Source organism: Desulfurobacterium sp. TC5-1 (assembly GCF_000421485.1).
GTDB lineage: Bacteria > Aquificota > Aquificia > Desulfurobacteriales > Desulfurobacteriaceae > Desulfurobacterium_A.
Map to the genome: position 1 here is coordinate 1,353,360 of NZ_ATXC01000001.1, position 16,084 is coordinate 1,369,443.

A 16,084-nucleotide genomic window follows, 5' to 3' on the forward strand; every position below is an offset into this window, starting at 1 on the left:
TAATGAAACTAAAAATACTAATTTCAACACTGAGTTTTCCTGTTATTTTGTTCTCCTGCGCCTCTTCACAACCCGCTTCCCAGACCACAACACTTCAGGACGCTGAAATTCAAGCAATACAATCAAAATCAGAAAAGGCATTTGAAGAACTTGAAAACGAATTCCAACCTGAAAAACCATCAACATCCGAAAACACACCAGAAACCATCCGCAAAGAAAAACCAGCCTCTCTCGAAGAAGAAATCGGAACAGTTCCTCAATACAAATCGGGAAAAATCGTTCTAAAAGAGTGTGCCTACGGAAAAGACCAAAAAGACGCAAGAAGCACTGCCGTTAAAAGACTATCACAGGACATACTTTCAAACGTCAGTGCCCTTGAAATTGCACAAAAAAGTCTCAGCAAAGGCAAAATATCCCGCGAATACTTCTCACAAACTGTAATTGGAACAAGAACAATCCTTAAAGGACTCAGATTTCAGGACTTAGGAAGAACGAAAGAAGGCTATAAAGTGTGTGCCATAATAACAGAAGAAGGATTAAAGAAGACTATTGCCTACTTAAGCTCTACACTAAAAAGGGACATGTTGCACCTTTCAAAAGATGAATTACGAAAATTACAAAATCAAGCTTTTATTCTTCTATCTCTTGCAGAATCGGCAAATGACAAAAACACCATTAACTTTGCAATGAAAAAACTAAAATACATAGACAGGCTTCTAAACTTTGGCAGACTTAACGTTAACACCATGCCAGCCAGCGCGGTAATAGTCATAGGGAAAAAGGAATACTCACCCGGAGAAATTATCTTTCTTGAACCGGAAAAAGAGTATTTCATAACTATTAAATCTAAGGGTTACAAAACTGTAAGAAAGAAAATCTACATAGGCCGAGGGGAAATAAAAAATATCTCCATAGAACTTCCTAAAAAGGTTGAAGGATTCATCCCGGTAGCTATAGAAGCAAACATGCCTTTCGTAACAGACATAGCAAAAAAAGCACTGATAGATAGTGGATTTAACGTTCAAAACCAATCTGAAAACAAGTTAACCATCACGGTCAAAGACTACTCTTCCAGGGTAAAGGGATACACGAAACACGAATTAGAAGTAATAGCCACTTTTTATGCTAACGGTCAACCTATTACAAGTAAAAAAGGAAAAATAAAACCTTTCTTCACAACCGAAGAAACGGAGAACTCCATACTTAAGTCAAAGTTGGAAAAATTAACAAAAGCCGTTTTAAACAGCCTGCTGAACAACATTGACACAAAACGATTAGGAGGAGGAAAATGAGAAAAGCGCTCTTTGCACTCACTATCTGTCTCGCCCTAACAGGAAACGTATTCGCAGTAGAAAACACCGGTACCCTAACTTCTGACATAACACAGAAAAAATACGAAAGAAAAACCGCCGTCAGCATTGGTGAACTCGAGTTCCAAAAAACGTTTGTCAGGCTGCCCGTAATAGACAACACTAAAAGGGGAGCCGCCAATGTAATAACAAGCATTATAAGATCCGTGACGGGAAACACGGTTTATACCTATCCCATAACAGATGCTCAAATCGAAGAGCTAACAAGGACATTTTATAAATATGTAATCACACAACGATTCGATAAGCTTATCATCCTTCCAGATCAGGTTATCTTAATGACAAAAACGGGCGAAGCTACGCTAAACGCTCAACTTCCGCAACCATCCATTCCACAGGGAATCGGTTTAAACGAATACAGATCAAAAGTTGAAAGGTACCTAAACGGCAATATCGCACCAATAATGAAAAAACTGATGGAAATCACGTTAGATCAAAGATACAGGGAACTTCCCGAACAGGAGAAGGCAACCTTTATAACGCAAAAGGCTAAAGAACTCGGCCTAACTGCAGAAGTAGCGGAAAAACTAATGAACTCAGGATTCGCCTTTGCAACATACATCCCGACCATAGAAGGAGCCTTTTCTCTTAATATATCTCAAGGCCTTGAAAAACTTACAGCACCCTACAACGCAAAGATCTCTTTACAGGCCAAACCAATCCTCCTCGTATATAAATTCGACGGCGATAAAGGAAAATTCACCTTTTACAAAGAGATCAGGGGAGACTCAGGTGCAACCATTGAAAGTAAACCTCTAAAGGTGCCAATATACAATCAAGCTTTCTACCGGGACCTCTTTAACAAAACACTCTTTACTACAGTCAAAGCCGCCGCAATAAACACCGGAATGAAACTAAAAGAAGATGATAACTTCGCAATATTCACACCGGCAGAAGAGGTGGAAGATAAAACATTTAAAGCTAAAATCGGTGTAGCAGAAGCCATAAGAATAGACGCACCGTTTGACATATATGAATTTGAGAACGGTAAGAAAGTTTATAAAGGATTCGGTAAGGCAAGAGAAGTGGCCTATAACTGCGAAATTAATTCAACGAACAAGACAAAATTCGACATTATAAAAGGAAAGGCAGAAGAGTATGATTTACTGAGAGAGCATCCATGGAGCGGCATTCTTTTCGGAATTCAGGGAGGAATGACACCGTTTACTGTAACAGAGGTGGCAGGTTACACGGCAGATGGCGGCGGAAATTGGGGCACAATGAGAGTAACCATTGATGCAGATCTTGGCTACATTAGAAACTCTAAATTACTCTCAGAATGGTGGCTCAGACTGTTCGCCGGCGCCGGGTCAGGCGGCGATGACATCACCATTCCTGCTTTAGGTGCAACAATATCGCCTGACAGTTATATTGAAGGTGGCCTCGGTATTTATAAAAGAATATACCTTGGAACAACAGGACTTGCAGTTACCCCCGGAATAGACCTGTCATATAGATACCTCCAGTTTACCGGAACAGGCGGCGATAAGCTGACCATAGGCGCCGTAACAACAACACCCCATGTGGGTGTCGTTTACAACATTTCCGCAAACTTTGAAATAAACGGAGAAATCGGCTACCCTGTCAATGTATCTTCCGACACAACATACACAGACATATGGGGCATCCAGTACACCGGAACTGCCCAAACAGAAGGTGGTGTAAACTTCTTTATAGGTGCATCCTACCACTTCGGGATAGTGGGCAGTCTGTCTAAACTTTACTCTGAACCGCCTTCCTGCAGGAGAACAAAATGAAAAGATTGTTCCATATCCTGTTGTTACTAATTTTTATACCTGTAAACGCTTCTGCCGGCCTCTATGCCGGCAGAATAACTAAAACAGAAGGCCGCGTTAAAATTCTTACCGACGACAATCTGAGGGGAGAAATAGTTAGAACAACACCCGAAGAGATACCAGTAAACTCACGAGTAAAAACCTACAGAAAATCAAAAGCTTTTGTGATTCTTTCAGAAAAAACACACATTGTATTACTGGAAAAAAGCGTCCTATTTATAGAAAACAGCAAAACTATCGATCAGGAAAATGGAACAATTCTGTACAAAATCAAAAAATACGGCGGAACATCAGGCATAACAGTTAAAACACCTGTTTCTATAATAGGTGTAAAAGGTACCATGTTTGCCGTAACTGTAAACAGGCAAAATGCAGACATTTTCCTCAAAAAAGGTTCTCTATCTATAAGATCACCTGAAAAAGAATTTGAAGTATATAGATTAAAAACTCTTAAAGAATTTAGCGATTTTCAAAAAGAGTTTAAACAATACCAAAACAGAACTATGGAAGAATTTAAAAATTACAAGAAAAAAATTCAGGAGGAATTTTTATTCTATACCAGAGAATTTGTGCTTCCTCCAGGAAAAAGTGTATCCATAAAAGGAAACAAAGTTTACATTAAAGACACTATTCCTGAAGAAATAGAAGAGAACTTCAAATTATTTGAATATTTTGGGGGGTCACAATGAAGAAAAAAGTAACCTTGCTGTTAGTTGGTTTGCTACTATCAACATCATGTGCATCAACAGGGAAACAGCTCTGCCGTATGCCAAACACCGTTGAACCTCTCTCAAGAGAAGCACAATTTGTTGAGTCTTCAAGTACTGCAGAATACATCATCTTGGCCACGGGAAAAGGCTGCACGGTAGATCAGGCAAGAAACGACGCCAGAAAAGCAGCCATATGGTTTGTTCTCTTTGGTGGTGATAGGCCACTACTGCAGACATCAAAAGAGAGAAGAAAGGCAAAAGCTATACTGGGAGAAATTTTAAGAAATCCTCAGAATTATATAAGATGGGAAAGCGAACCAAAGTCAAAAAGGAAAGAAGGTCCTTACATCGTAATGTCTTTCCTGTTCAAAGTAGATGTGGAAGCCCTAAAGCAAAAGCTCCTTGACGAAGGCGTATTAGAGGCAACCGAAGAAATATCTGAAGAAGTTGGACTACCGTTCATTGCCGTCCTTCCAGCATCAAATGATGAGTTTTCAAAATTCGCGGTAACGGTAATTGAAGAATACCTTCAGGACAGAGATTACGAAGTTTACGTGCCGGAAGGAAACGAAAAGATTGACAAGATAATTAAAACTGTTGCAGCCCTTGAAGGAAAAACTGATCCGTACTACATGGAAGCGATGCAGGCTGGAAGTGACATTTTCGTAAAAGTGAAAACATCCGTGTGGAAAGTAAACAAATACGGGAGAACATTCCTTAAAGCATCAGCAGAGGCGAAAGCCTACGAAACAGCTACAGGAAAGCTCCTTGGTGCTTCAACAGGATTTTCACCAGAAAGAAATGTAACATCGCCTGAAGCAGTTGTTCAGGAAGCGACAAACGACCTTGCAGACAAAATTACACTCCAGATAAGAAAGGCATGGATCAAAGAAACAAGAAAAGGAAAACCTTTCAAAGTCGTAGTTTTCTCCTCAGAGGATCAATTTAGAGACGTTGACAGAAGCCTTTACAGACTGTTTAGAAAACTTTCAAGGAGACCCATTAAACGTTTAGCTTCAGGAAAATCGGCAACAACCTACGTTGTGTATGTAAAAGACATACCAAACGCTTATGAACTCTTTATGAAACTTGAAGACATGTATTCTGGACCTGGAAAATTGGAAAAAGTTCTTGATACAGGTTCTCTCCTCATCATCAAAGCCGGTTCTGGTGATACAGATATAGAAATTGAATAATCCTCTGCCCCCGGCCGGGGGCAGTTTCAATCCTCAAATTTCCTATTAGTTGCCCTGCCTAAAAAAGTTAGTATATTTAAACCAACAAAAGTAAAATATCTGGAGGAAAAGATGAAAATAGCCGTTCCTGTAACTGAAGATAGAAGAGAAGCAGAAGTTACAGAATTTGGAAGAGCACCGTTTTTTGCGATCATAGAGGAAAATAATGTTAAGTTTGTTAAAAATCCGGGTAGTGAAACTTCAAGCGGTGCTGGTGTAAAGGCCTCCCAATTTATAATTAATGGCGGTGTTGAGAAAGTTATCCTTAAAAAGCCTGCCGGTCCTCACGCTTCATCGGCATTGGAACAGGCAGGCATTGAAGTCGAAGTAAGAGAGGGACTGAGAACGTTAAATGAAGTTCTTTAAGTTTTCATAAACCTTTTTTACAGCTAATGAAAACGGAGACTCGGGGAAAATCTCTACTGCAGGTTTTCCCCCTAACATTGCATTTACGACATTCTTATCGTACGGTACATATCCGATAATTTCGGCATCTGCCTCCTTAAGAAATTCTTCCACTACCGGAACAAAACCAGGATGAACGTCAAATTTGTTTATCACCCCTACCCTTTTTAAACCAAAATGATCAAGCACCTTTATCAATCTTTTAGCATCGGAAAGGGAAACTTCCGTAGGTTCAACAACCACAACAACGATATCACTTCCGTTAACACTCGCTACAACTGAACAACCTATACCAGCTGCAGCATCAACCACGATCAAATCCTTATCAAAAGACTCTGCCAATTTCTTTGCCTTAAATACGAGCTTACCTGAATTGGGGCGTCCAGGAAACAGCTGAGCAGAAACGAGATCAAAACCGTAAACGGTCTTACCCCACTTAACAACGCCGGGCACCGTCTCTTTAAAAAAGATCACAAAGTCGTGGGGACAGACGATAGAACAAACATTACAACCTTCACACAAGTCCTCATTCACGCGATAAACCTTTCCGTCCCTCTCTATACACTCGTAGGGACAGTGCCTTGCACATAAACCGCAACCGTTACACCTATTGTCATCTATGACGGCAATTCTTTCACCAGAAAGAGGCTCTTCCCCTTCCCAATCTTTAACGTTTAAAAGTATATCAAGGTTTGGAGTATCAGCATCAGCATCAACAGCAACCAACTCAATGTCTTTACCAAGTAAATAGAGAAGAGAAGCCGTTATAGACGACTTGCCAACGCCTCCCTTACCACTTGAAACAGTTATTTGCATGCTTCCTCCAAAATTCTATCCTTCAGCTCTTTAAAAACCTCCGCTTCCGGCAGATCAGTTTTAACAATGGGCCTGTTCTCAAAGTAACTTTTCATAACATTTTCACTGTAAGGGATTCTTCCAATTAGTTTTACCCCGTATCTATCACATAAACTCTCAACGACAGACTCATCACCGGTACCGCTTCTATTAATAACAACAACCGTCCTTCTCTCCAGCCGTTTCGTCACTTCAAGAATTTTTTCTAAATCCCTTACCCCAAAAGGCGTTGGTTCTGTAACAGCAACAACAACATCAACACCTTCAAGAGCTTTAAAAATACTGTTGCCAGCCCCAGCAGCCGTGTCAAATATTAGCTTCTCATACTTACCAACAGCATAACGCCTCGTCTCAAGCAAAACCCTGTAGGTCTTTTCTTCTCCTTCAAGAAGTTCCCCTGTAATTAGGGGAAAGCCGTAAGGTGTCAAATTTTCATAGATTCTTCCAACAAACTTTCCACCCTCTTTTATTGCCTCCTCAGAAGGACAGATAAGTTTACAGCCTCTACAACCACCACAAAGTTCAGGTATAAGAATAGGTTTACCATCCCTTCCACTTATTATTGCACTGTCGTGACACGCATCAAGGCACCTTCCACAGGCAAAACAGGCATCGTGGTTAAAAACCGGCTGAAACAGATTCACATCCTTAACCTTGACAAGTTCCGTTGAAAGAAGAATGTGGTCATCCGGTGCTTCAACATCAAGGTCAACAAGTGCAAAATACTCAAGAAGAACCGCTATATTCGTAGAAACGGTAGATTTACCGGTTCCGCCTTTTCCGCCGGAAAACGCTATTATCATTAAGGAAACCTCCACCAAACTTTATTAGTATTTACAAACCGGACGGTAAAAAAATTTTTACGCTGTAATCCGGGCAACAACATCTCTAAGCGTTCCTGAAGCACCTGTAACTGCTTCTATACCAAACTGTTTAAAGAAAAGCTTCGCCTTTTCTCCCATTCTGCTGGCAATTATCATGTTAACGTTCTTTTCCGCAAGCATCCTTGGAATCTGGCCTGCAGCATGCTCAATAGCAGGATTCGGGAAAATGGAAAGGTTAATATCTTCTCCTTCAACATCTATGATCGCGAAATAGGGGGCATGGCCAAAGTGCTCACAAATAGTTGAATCCAAACCGTTATCCTCGTTAACAGGGACAGCTATACGCATCCTTAACCTCCAAAAATTTTATTTGTCTTTACGTATTAATTAATACTATAACTTCTGAACGTCAACAACAAGGGAAAAAAAAGGACTATGCCTCTTCTATATAGTAAAAAATAGATATTGACTTCATGTAAAAATTTTGTAAAAATAGCTTTCGGAACGCTAATATTTAGCAAAGGGAGAAAAGGTTATGGTTTTTTCCTGGCTTCACCTTGCAGTTATACTCTTCATGGTTGGTGGATTGGCATTTGGTGCTGGCCCCTTAATGGCATCAACACTTTTATCCCACAAGATTAAAGATGAACTTTTATATACAACTTACGAATGTGGTATGGTACCTCACGATAATGCCTGGGGAAAGTTTGGCATCAACTACTACTTCTACGCCCTTATCTTTTTAGCCTTTGATGTGGACGTTCTTTATCTGTTTCCGGTTGCTGTTTTCTACCCGGAAGCACCGGGAATTGTTCCGTTTATAGACGTTCTAATATTTGTAGGAGTGCTTGGAGCCGCGGTTATATACTTCCTTAAAAAAGGAGTTTTTACATGGCCGAAAAAGATAAACATACAATAGAACCAATGATAAAACCGGAAGTTGTTCCACCAGTCGTTCAGTTTGCAGTAGCTGAAAAGTTTATTGAAATGTGCCGTTCTCTATCAATATGGCCGATGGCTTTTGGTCTTGCCTGTTGTTCCCTTGAGATGATGGCTGCGGGAATGTGCAGATTTGACCTTGCAAGATTTGGTTCTGAGGTTTTTAGACCTTCACCAAGGCAGGCTGACCTTATGATAGTCCCTGGAACCATTTCCAAGAAAATGGCACCTGCTATCGTTAGATTGTACGAGCAAATGCCTCATCCAAAGTGGGTTATAGCGTTTGGAAGCTGTGCTATATCAGGTGGACCTTTCGTTTTCAAAGGTCAGTACGGCATAATAGAGGGTATAGACAAACTTATTCCCGTTGATGTATATGTTCCGGGATGCCCACCAAGGCCTGAAGCACTCTTTGAAGCAATCTTTAAACTCCAGGAACTCATAAGTGGCAAACGCTGGTGGCCAGAACCTCCAAAGGAGGATAAATAATGGAAAAACTCCTTGAGGGAATTGATATAAAAATCATTGAAGACGATAGACTAAAGGGAAGCAAAAAACAAATTCTCATAGAACCGCAAAACATAAGAGAGGTCACACAGCGGTTCAGAGAAAACGGTTACTTTCTTGAAGACGTAATGGCAATGGAATTTAAAGAGTGTTTCCACCTGCTCTACAGATTTAACCATTTTGAAAATCCTGGAACAGTAACAGTAAGAACATCCATAGATAAAGAACCGGGTGAAATAGAATCTATTTCCGATATATATCCCGGTGCTCTGTGGCATGAAAGAGAGGTGTACGAATTTTTCGGCATAAACTTCAAAGGACACCCGGATCTAAAGCCACTGCTTCTCCCTGCTGAAGATTTTGAAGGAAAGCCTCTCAGAAAAGACGAGAAGAGTGCAAAATCGATTAAAGATATTTTCCCGATGTTCTTTGAAAAATCAGAGCAGGAAGAATCTGAAAGTAAAGAGGAGCAATCCTGATGGAATTCTGGAAAGAAGACTTTTACTCAAGAAAGTTTGCTGAGAAAAAGAGAGACGATACGATAATCGTTAACATGGGACCTCAGCACCCGGCAACACACGGTGTGTTGAGAGTTTTAGTGGAACTTTATGGTGAATATATCGTACGCAGCGAATGTGTTCTTGGATACCTGCACAGAATGCAGGAAAAGATGGGAGAGGTAAAAACCTATCCTCAGTTTTATCCAAACACCGGAAGGCTCGATTATGCACATGCCTTGGCCTGGAACTGGGCATACGTGGGAGCCGTTGAAAGATTAGCCGGCATAGAAGTCCCGGAAAGGGCAGAATATATAAGAGTCATCACCACTGAACTTAACAGAATAGCATCTCACCTGCTCTGGTGGGGCGTCTATCTCCTCGACCTTGGAGCATTCACACCCGTAATGTACGCTTTCGAGGACAGGGAAATTCTCCTTGACATCCTTCAGAGAGTCACCGGTTCAAGATTAACATACACTTACTTCCGCTTCGGTGGCGTATTTCAGGATATCGACTCAAAGTTCATAGAACAGACAAAAAACTTCTGCAAAAGAATGCGCTCAAGGCTGAACCTTTACAGAGACTTTGTAACGGAAAATATCATTTTCAGAAAAAGGGTTGAAGGCGTAGGTGTTTTCTCAAAAGACTTGATAACCAAGTACGGCGCAACAGGACCGGTAGCCAGAGGTTCAGGTATAAACTACGACGTTAGAAAAGCAGAACCTTACGGTGTTTACGACAGATTTGACTTTGAAATTCCAGTGGAAGAATCGGGCGACTGTCTTGCAAGATACACGGTTAGAATGAGAGAGATAGAGCAGAGTCTAAATATTATAGAACAGGCTATAGAAGGGCTTCCTGAAGGAGATTTCCGCAACAAAAAAGCACCTAAAATCCTCAAACCTCCTCCAGGAGAAGCTTATTTCTCCGTTGAAAGTGCAAGAGGAAAGGTAGGTATCTATGTTGTAAGCGACGGAGGGTTGAATCCCTATAGGGTAAAATTGCGTTCTCCAACTTATTCAAACTTGAGCCTGCTGAATGAGGCATCTGAAGGAATGCTACTTGCAGACTATGTTGCAACACTTGGAAGTTTAGACCTTGTTATTCCGGAGATAGACAAATGAGTGGAATAATGGGAACACCGTTTCTAAAAATCGTTGCTGGGCTCGTTGTGGTCCTTATGTTTATAGGGCTAAACGCAATCCTGTTAGGTTACGGCGAAAGAAAAATATCCGGATTTATTCAGAGAAGACTCGGACCTTACGCCGTGGGACCTCACGGAATCTTTCAGATGATGGTCGATATGGTAAAACTCATGACAAAGCAGCTTGTAACGCCGAAGCAGGCTGACAAATACCTATACTGGGCTGCTCCTCTCATAGCCTTTATGGCGGTTCCGGTACTTTTCATAGCAATTCCCTTCAGCCCAACATTTACAGTTTTAGACGTTAACTTGGGAATCGTTTTAATACTTGCATTCGCGGGACTTAACGTTCTCGCCCTCTGTATAGGTGGCTGGGGTTCGAACAACAAGTGGTCTCTCCTTGGAGCCGCCCGTTCAGTTTCTCAATATATAGCATTCGAAGTACCTATACTTCTTGTGGCCCTGGCCATAGCTATGATGACAGGGACACTAAACCTTTCTGAAATAGTTAATCAGCAGGGAAATTTCCCCTGGCAGTGGAATATAGTGGTTCAGCCGTTAGCATTTGTAATCTTCTTTGTAGCATCACTCGCAGAGATGAACAGAGTACCTTTCGACCTTCCTGAAGGTGAAAGTGAACTAACGGCAGGTTACAACACAGAGTACGGCGGCATGGGTTTTGGACTTTTTGTGCTTGCAGAATATACCCACGTTGTAGTTGCATCTTCAGTAATGACCGCTCTTTTCCTTGGTGGATGGAAGGGCCCGTTCCTTCCGGGCATATGGTGGTTTCTTTTAAAAATGTACTTGCTCTGCTTTATCATAATATGGATAAGATGGGCATATCCAAGGGTTAGATTCGACCAACTACTCAACCTGAGCTGGAAGTATCTAATCCCGGCAGGCATACTAAATCTTCTTGCAACGGCATTTTTAGTAAAACTTTTCTAAAACTGGAGAGGAAAAAGTGGCTCTGGCACAGGATATAAAAGAGTTTTTAAAAGGAATTAAAAGCCTTTTTGTAGGTATGAAAATAACAGGTGAATACCTCATCAAGCCGAAAGTGACAGTAAACTATCCATGGGAAACTGTTGGAAAAGAAGGTCTCGAAGGTTTCAGGATGGTAATTCAGCTTGTTCCCGTTCCACCCAGCGGGAATAAGCACAAATGTGTTGCCTGCGGTATGTGTGCAAGGAGCTGCCCTTCAAATTGCATAAAACTTGATGTAAAGCAGACAGTTGAAGAGATTGAACTGCCAGACGGCAAAAAGAAAAAAAAGGTCAACAGAGAACTTCAGGGATTCTACGTTGACTTTTCTCTGTGCAGTCTGTGTGGATTGTGTGTTGAATCCTGTCCAACTAAAACACTCCAGTTTTCAAACTATCCGTATATCGTGGGAACAAGCAGGGACGATTTCGTTTACAACCTTCTTGAAGATTTCAAGAAAAGATACGGAGAGGAAAAATGATAGAACAACTTGCCGGATACGCAGCTTTTGGAATTTACATATTTATAATCTTAGCCGGCGGTGCACTTGCCATATTCAGCAAGAATCTCGTAAGGTCTCTCGTTGGTCTCATTGTAACACTGTTTGGCGTGGCAGGGATGTACCTTCTTATGGCAGCACCATTTATGGCATTAATGCAGATAATGATATACGTAGGTGCTGTAAGTGTCTTAATATTCTTCGCAATAATGCTTACAAAAACAGACTGTGAAGCAAAATTTGATATCAAAAGACTCTTAAAAAGTGCCGTTCCTGCAGGCATTGCCGCTGCAACAATGGTTTTGACAATTGCAAGGAGTAGAATAAACTTCACGCTCCCACAAGAAGTTAGCTTAAAAGTCATTGGAAAAGCTCTTTTAACAACATACATGCTTCCTTTTGAGCTTATATCCATAGTTCTTTTTGTAGCTATGGCAGGTGCCGTGGCTCTCGGATTTGAGAGAAGGAGGGAAAAAGAATGATTCTCTCACCACTTACAATGTTCCAGCTTACAGGTGCTCTGCTCTTTTTCATAGGTGCCACATGTATGGCATTTAAAAGAACATTTATAGGGATGTTAATCGGTGTTGAGATAATGCTGAACGGCGCAGGGTTATCTCTTGTTGCCTCTTCACAATTAACAACAGCTGACAGCGCTACAGGCCAGATAGGTGCACTACTCATAATGGGCCTTGCAGCTGCAGAAGCAACGCTCGTCCTCGCAATAGCTCTAATCGTCTATAGAAGGTTTAAAACTGTAGAATCTGAAAAAGTTGCAACTTTGAGAGGTTAAGGGATGAAAGAATTTGTCGTTAGTGCACAGATGGTGATTCCGTTAATCCTGACAGGTATAGCACCCCTACTTATAGTGTTTATGAGAAAAGATCCGAACAGAAGAGAAATGGTATCCTTTATCATTGCCATTTTAACTTTCCTATCGGTAATATCCCTTGTTCCTCCGGTGTTAAACCATAAGGTTCTCATATACAAGATTTCCGAATTAATACCGGGTATCTCTTTTAAGCTTGCCGTTGACGGAATGAGTCTCCTGTTTGCCATTGTATCCTCATTCCTCTGGATATTCGCTACAAGCTACAATATAGGTTACATGCGCTCCTTAAAAGAACACGCACAGACCCGCTTCTTTGCATTTTTTGCACTCGCCATATTTGGCGCTTTAGGTGTAGCATTCAGTGGCAACATTTTTACCATGTACTTTTTCTATGAAATAATCACTGTAGCTACTTTCCCCTTAGTTGGTCACGAACAGACAGAAACGGCTTTAGAAGGTGCAAAGAAATACCTTATCTACCTTATGGGTACCTCCAAACTCTTCTTGCTTCCGGCGATGATACTTACCTACGTTTATGCCGGAACACTTGATTTTAACCTCATGGACCTTGCCCACGGTATATTCCCCACAACCACACCTCACTGGATAATGGTATTAACATACGCACTTTACATAGCAGGTATCGCAAAAGCTGCCATTATGCCGCTACACAACTGGCTTCCATCCGCTATGGTTGCACCAACACCGGTATCTGCACTTCTACACGCGGTTGCCGTTGTTAAAGCCGGCGTTTTCTCAATCGCAAGAGTGGTTCTCTGCGTGATGGGAACAAATGCGATGCACAGACTACACCTTGACATACCGAGTGCCTACCTTGCATCATTTACAATTCTCGTTGCTTCAATAATAGCTCTAACAAAAGACGACCTAAAAGCAAGGATTGCATACTCTACAATAAGCCAGCTTTCATACATAGTTTTGGGTGTGGTTCTGCTGGCTCCTGCAGCAATACAGGGAGGACTTTTTCACATTGCTGCACATGCTTTTTCTAAAATTACCCTATTTTTTGCTGCCGGTGCCATATATGTAGCTGCACATCTTAAAAAGGTGAGTCAGCTTTCGGGCGTAGGCAGAAAGATGCCAATAACATTTGGTATGTTTGGCCTTGCAACTATAAGCATGATCGGCCTTCCGCCGGCAGTCGGTTTTGTAAGTAAGTGGTACTTGATAGAAGGTGCTTTAAACATCCATCAGGTTATTTTTATGGTTGTTCTGCTTATCAGTGCCCTCTTCAACGCTGCTTACTTTGTACCAATCGTTTATAAAGGTTTCTTTGAAAAGCCCAAACCCGGAATTGAAATAGAACATATATCGGAAGCACCGTTAACAATGGTCATACCTTTAACAGTTACAGCCATTGCATCTTTACTACTTGGTATTTACCCTTACTTCTTCCTCAACCTTATTCAGACGCTCTGGAGGTAAGAAATGGACATGGTTAAAGTTTTGGAAACCCTAAGGGATAACAGTCACAAACTGAAACTGCTCTGGTGGGCATTTTTAGCCCTGACAGTTGTTCTAAATATCTTCATAAAGCCACACCATCCCCATTTCGAGTGGGAAAAGATTCCCGGAGCGTGGGGTATTTTTGGACTCGTATTTTCAATAACAATCATCTTAGTTATGAAGAAGGTTATTTATCCACTAATAAGCCGTCCAGAGGGGTACTATGAGTGCTAATTTCATACATCCTGCAATATTTTTCTTTCTGCTGGCAGTAATTGTACCTATCCTTGGAAAGGATAGACATCACATATGGAAGTGGTTTCTACCTATTCCCGGCGTACTTGCACTTATCATAAGTATGTCAATGAAGCCGGGAATTTATGAGCTTGGGCATTACCTTGGCTACACGCTAACTGCACGTGTTTCGACACTTTCACTTATATTCGCAAACATATTTGCCATTGAAGCCATAATTGCAATGGTATTCTCAATGCATGTAAAAAATCCATGGCACCACGTTGCCGCTGCAACGTACGTAGGCGGTGCCATCGCCTGTATCTTTTCTGCAGATTACCTAACACTTTACATATTCTGGGAACTGATAGCAGTCGCTTCTGCATTTCTCATCTGGCTAAATGAAGACCTTGACTGTGCGCCTGTTGTTGCGTTTAGATACTTACTCTTCCACATCGTTTCCGGTCTGTTCCTCCTCGCTGGGATAATGCTCAGATATAAATACGTTGGTAGCTTTGACTTTTCTACCATAGATATACACCACCTTGCCGCTTACGACTGGCTAATCCTTATAAGTTTTGCCATTAATGCGGCAATAGTTCCCCTACACGCATGGATTCACGACGCTTATCCGCGTTCAACAGTAACGGGTATTACCTTCATGAACGCTTACACCACAAAGACAGCCGTCTTTGCACTGGCAACGGTATTCCCCGGTATGTATCTGCTGGCCGTTGCAGGAACAGTTATGACTATATTCGGTGCCGCCATGGCACTTATTGAAAACAATGCAAGAAAGATTCTCACATACCATATTATCTCTCAGGTTGGCTATATGGTTGCCGGAATAGGAATAGGTAACTCTTTAGGATTTAACGGCGGTATTGCCCACGCCTACGCAGATATTCTATTTAAAGGTCTGCTATTTATGGGCGTAGGCGTAATCATAGAGGCTACAGGAAGGAGAAAACTTACAGAAATGGGCGGACTTGCCTACAAACTTCCGTGGGCAATGATCTTCTACATGGTGGGGGCCCTTTCTATTTCAGGTGCACCGCTGTTTGCCGCGTACGTTACAAAAACAATGGTCATAGCAGGTGCAGCTGAAGAGCATATGAAAATACTTGCCCTTGGACTTGAAGTTGCTGCTGTCGGTACTTTCCTTTCTGTTGGTCTTAAACTTCCATACTTTGCATTCTTCCACAAGAAGGAATTTGATGGTGAAGTTAAACCTGTTCCAAAAAACATGTATGTCGGCATGGCAATGGCGGCATTTATGTGCATCCTTGTAGGTTCATATCCTCATTACCTTTACCATATGCTTCCGATCCAGCCTGTCGAATACCATCCTTACACGGCTTTTCACGTTCTTTCCACACTACAGCTCCTTGGATTTACAGGTCTTGGATTCTACCTGCTGAGGAAAATTGTCAAACCTCACGACAAAATTATCCTTGACCTTCAATATCTCTACTACGACTTTGTTAAATGGCTCATGATGATATTTGCAGACTTTGTAGCTTCAATAGACAGTTTCTGGTCAACGCTCTACAAGAAACTTGGTGTTGCTTTTCTAATTACAGTTTCTCAATTTACATCCATATTTGACAGGGGCGTCATTGACGGTATTGTTGACGGAAGTGCAAAGGCCGTTGAAAAAAGTGGTGGCATTTTAGGCAACCTACAGAGTGGAAACCTCAATGAGTACGTTGAGTATGCTCTAAGCTTTGGATTTGCAATAATACTGATTCTTTACTTTATACTACATTAAAACGGAGTG

Annotated in this window: 19 protein-coding genes; 16 read left to right on the forward strand and 3 right to left on the reverse strand. The window is 41.4% G+C overall.

From position 1 onward, the window contains the following. Window positions 1–2 precede the first annotated feature (2 nt). The 5 genes from H153_RS0107095 to H153_RS09565 all read left to right on the forward strand — a co-directional run bounded on the left by H153_RS0107095 (window position 3) and on the right by H153_RS09565 (window position 5,477). The gene (locus H153_RS0107095) at window positions 3–1,292 is read left to right on the forward strand and encodes a PEGA domain-containing protein (protein WP_022847442.1); all 1,290 of its coding nucleotides are present in this window, start codon (window positions 3–5) and stop codon (window positions 1,290–1,292) included. After that, window positions 1,289–3,127: a hypothetical protein gene (locus H153_RS0107100; RefSeq protein WP_022847443.1), complete on the forward strand. Its 1,839-nt coding sequence runs from the start codon at window positions 1,289–1,291 to the stop codon at window positions 3,125–3,127. The genes H153_RS0107095 and H153_RS0107100 overlap by 4 nt, the downstream gene beginning before the upstream one ends. After that, a complete protein-coding gene (locus H153_RS0107105; protein ID WP_022847444.1) occupies window positions 3,124–3,855 on the forward strand; it encodes a FecR domain-containing protein in 732 nt (243 codons plus the stop codon). The genes H153_RS0107100 and H153_RS0107105 overlap by 4 nt, the downstream gene beginning before the upstream one ends. After that, a complete protein-coding gene (locus tag H153_RS0107110; protein ID WP_022847445.1) occupies window positions 3,852–5,072 on the forward strand; it encodes a DUF6175 family protein in 1,221 nt (406 codons plus the stop codon). Before H153_RS0107105 ends, H153_RS0107110 begins: the two co-directional genes overlap by 4 nt. Window positions 5,073–5,183: 111 nt before the next feature. Continuing rightward, window positions 5,184–5,477: a NifB/NifX family molybdenum-iron cluster-binding protein gene (locus H153_RS09565; protein ID WP_022847446.1), complete on the forward strand. Its 294-nt coding sequence runs from the start codon at window positions 5,184–5,186 to the stop codon at window positions 5,475–5,477. Here the strand turns inward: H153_RS09565 and H153_RS0107120 are convergent. Genes H153_RS0107120 through H153_RS09570 form a run of 3 tightly spaced genes read right to left on the reverse strand, consistent with a single transcriptional unit; the run spans window position 5,460 to window position 7,543 of the window. Then, entirely contained in the window at window positions 5,460–6,332 is an 873-nt protein-coding gene (locus H153_RS0107120) for an ATP-binding protein (RefSeq protein WP_022847447.1), read from the reverse strand. The two genes, H153_RS09565 and H153_RS0107120, sit on opposite strands and share 18 nt — an antisense overlap. Further along, complete coding sequence (locus H153_RS0107125; protein WP_022847448.1) at window positions 6,323–7,174, reverse strand: ATP-binding protein; 852 nt, start codon at window positions 7,172–7,174, stop codon at window positions 6,323–6,325. Before H153_RS0107125 ends, H153_RS0107120 begins: the two co-directional genes overlap by 10 nt. Window positions 7,175–7,231: 57 nt before the next feature. After that, window positions 7,232–7,543 (reverse strand): NifB/NifX family molybdenum-iron cluster-binding protein, encoded by a 312-nt coding sequence (locus tag H153_RS09570; protein WP_022847449.1) that lies wholly within the window; start codon window positions 7,541–7,543, stop codon window positions 7,232–7,234. Between the two features lie 187 nt (window positions 7,544–7,730). Between H153_RS09570 and H153_RS0107135 the strand changes: the two genes are divergently transcribed. From H153_RS0107135 to H153_RS0107185, 11 genes are read left to right on the forward strand one after another with little or no spacing between them, the layout of a single operon-like run. After that, window positions 7,731–8,114 carry an NADH-quinone oxidoreductase subunit A gene (locus tag H153_RS0107135; protein ID WP_022847450.1) on the forward strand — a complete coding sequence of 128 codons (384 nt, stop codon included), beginning with the start codon at window positions 7,731–7,733 and terminating at the stop codon, window positions 8,112–8,114. Window positions 8,115–8,119: 5 nt separating this feature from the next. After that, on the forward strand, window positions 8,120–8,623 hold the full coding sequence (nuoB, locus tag H153_RS0107140) for an NADH-quinone oxidoreductase subunit NuoB (RefSeq protein ID WP_196799802.1): 504 nt from the start codon (window positions 8,120–8,122) through the stop codon (window positions 8,621–8,623). Beyond that, complete coding sequence (locus H153_RS09575; RefSeq protein ID WP_022847452.1) at window positions 8,623–9,120, forward strand: NADH-quinone oxidoreductase subunit C; 498 nt, start codon at window positions 8,623–8,625, stop codon at window positions 9,118–9,120. Before nuoB ends, H153_RS09575 begins: the two co-directional genes overlap by 1 nt. Then, complete coding sequence (locus tag H153_RS0107150; protein WP_022847453.1) at window positions 9,120–10,265, forward strand: NADH-quinone oxidoreductase subunit D; 1,146 nt, start codon at window positions 9,120–9,122, stop codon at window positions 10,263–10,265. The genes H153_RS09575 and H153_RS0107150 overlap by 1 nt, the downstream gene beginning before the upstream one ends. Next, entirely contained in the window at window positions 10,262–11,236 is a 975-nt protein-coding gene (gene nuoH / locus H153_RS0107155) for an NADH-quinone oxidoreductase subunit NuoH (RefSeq protein ID WP_022847454.1), read from the forward strand. The genes H153_RS0107150 and nuoH overlap by 4 nt, the downstream gene beginning before the upstream one ends. A 16-nt stretch (window positions 11,237–11,252) precedes the next feature. Beyond that, entirely contained in the window at window positions 11,253–11,753 is a 501-nt protein-coding gene (locus H153_RS0107160) for a 4Fe-4S binding protein (RefSeq protein ID WP_022847455.1), read from the forward strand. Next, window positions 11,750–12,253 (forward strand): NADH-quinone oxidoreductase subunit J, encoded by a 504-nt coding sequence (locus tag H153_RS0107165; RefSeq protein WP_022847456.1) that lies wholly within the window; start codon window positions 11,750–11,752, stop codon window positions 12,251–12,253. The genes H153_RS0107160 and H153_RS0107165 overlap by 4 nt, the downstream gene beginning before the upstream one ends. A 17-nt stretch (window positions 12,254–12,270) precedes the next feature. Continuing rightward, window positions 12,271–12,564 carry an NADH-quinone oxidoreductase subunit NuoK gene (gene nuoK / locus H153_RS0107170; protein WP_155883441.1) on the forward strand — a complete coding sequence of 98 codons (294 nt, stop codon included), beginning with the start codon at window positions 12,271–12,273 and terminating at the stop codon, window positions 12,562–12,564. Window positions 12,565–12,567: 3 nt separating this feature from the next. Beyond that, window positions 12,568–14,049, forward strand: a complete 1,482-nt coding sequence (locus H153_RS0107175) for a monovalent cation/H+ antiporter subunit D family protein (protein ID WP_022847458.1) — start codon at window positions 12,568–12,570, stop codon at window positions 14,047–14,049. A 3-nt stretch (window positions 14,050–14,052) separates the two neighbouring features. Then, window positions 14,053–14,304, forward strand: coding sequence for a hypothetical protein (locus H153_RS0107180; RefSeq protein WP_022847459.1), 252 nt, complete (start codon window positions 14,053–14,055; stop codon window positions 14,302–14,304). Then, the gene (locus H153_RS0107185; RefSeq protein WP_022847460.1) at window positions 14,294–16,075 is read left to right on the forward strand and encodes a Na(+)/H(+) antiporter subunit D; all 1,782 of its coding nucleotides are present in this window, start codon (window positions 14,294–14,296) and stop codon (window positions 16,073–16,075) included. The genes H153_RS0107180 and H153_RS0107185 overlap by 11 nt, the downstream gene beginning before the upstream one ends. The last annotated feature ends 9 nt before the right edge of the window (window positions 16,076–16,084 follow it).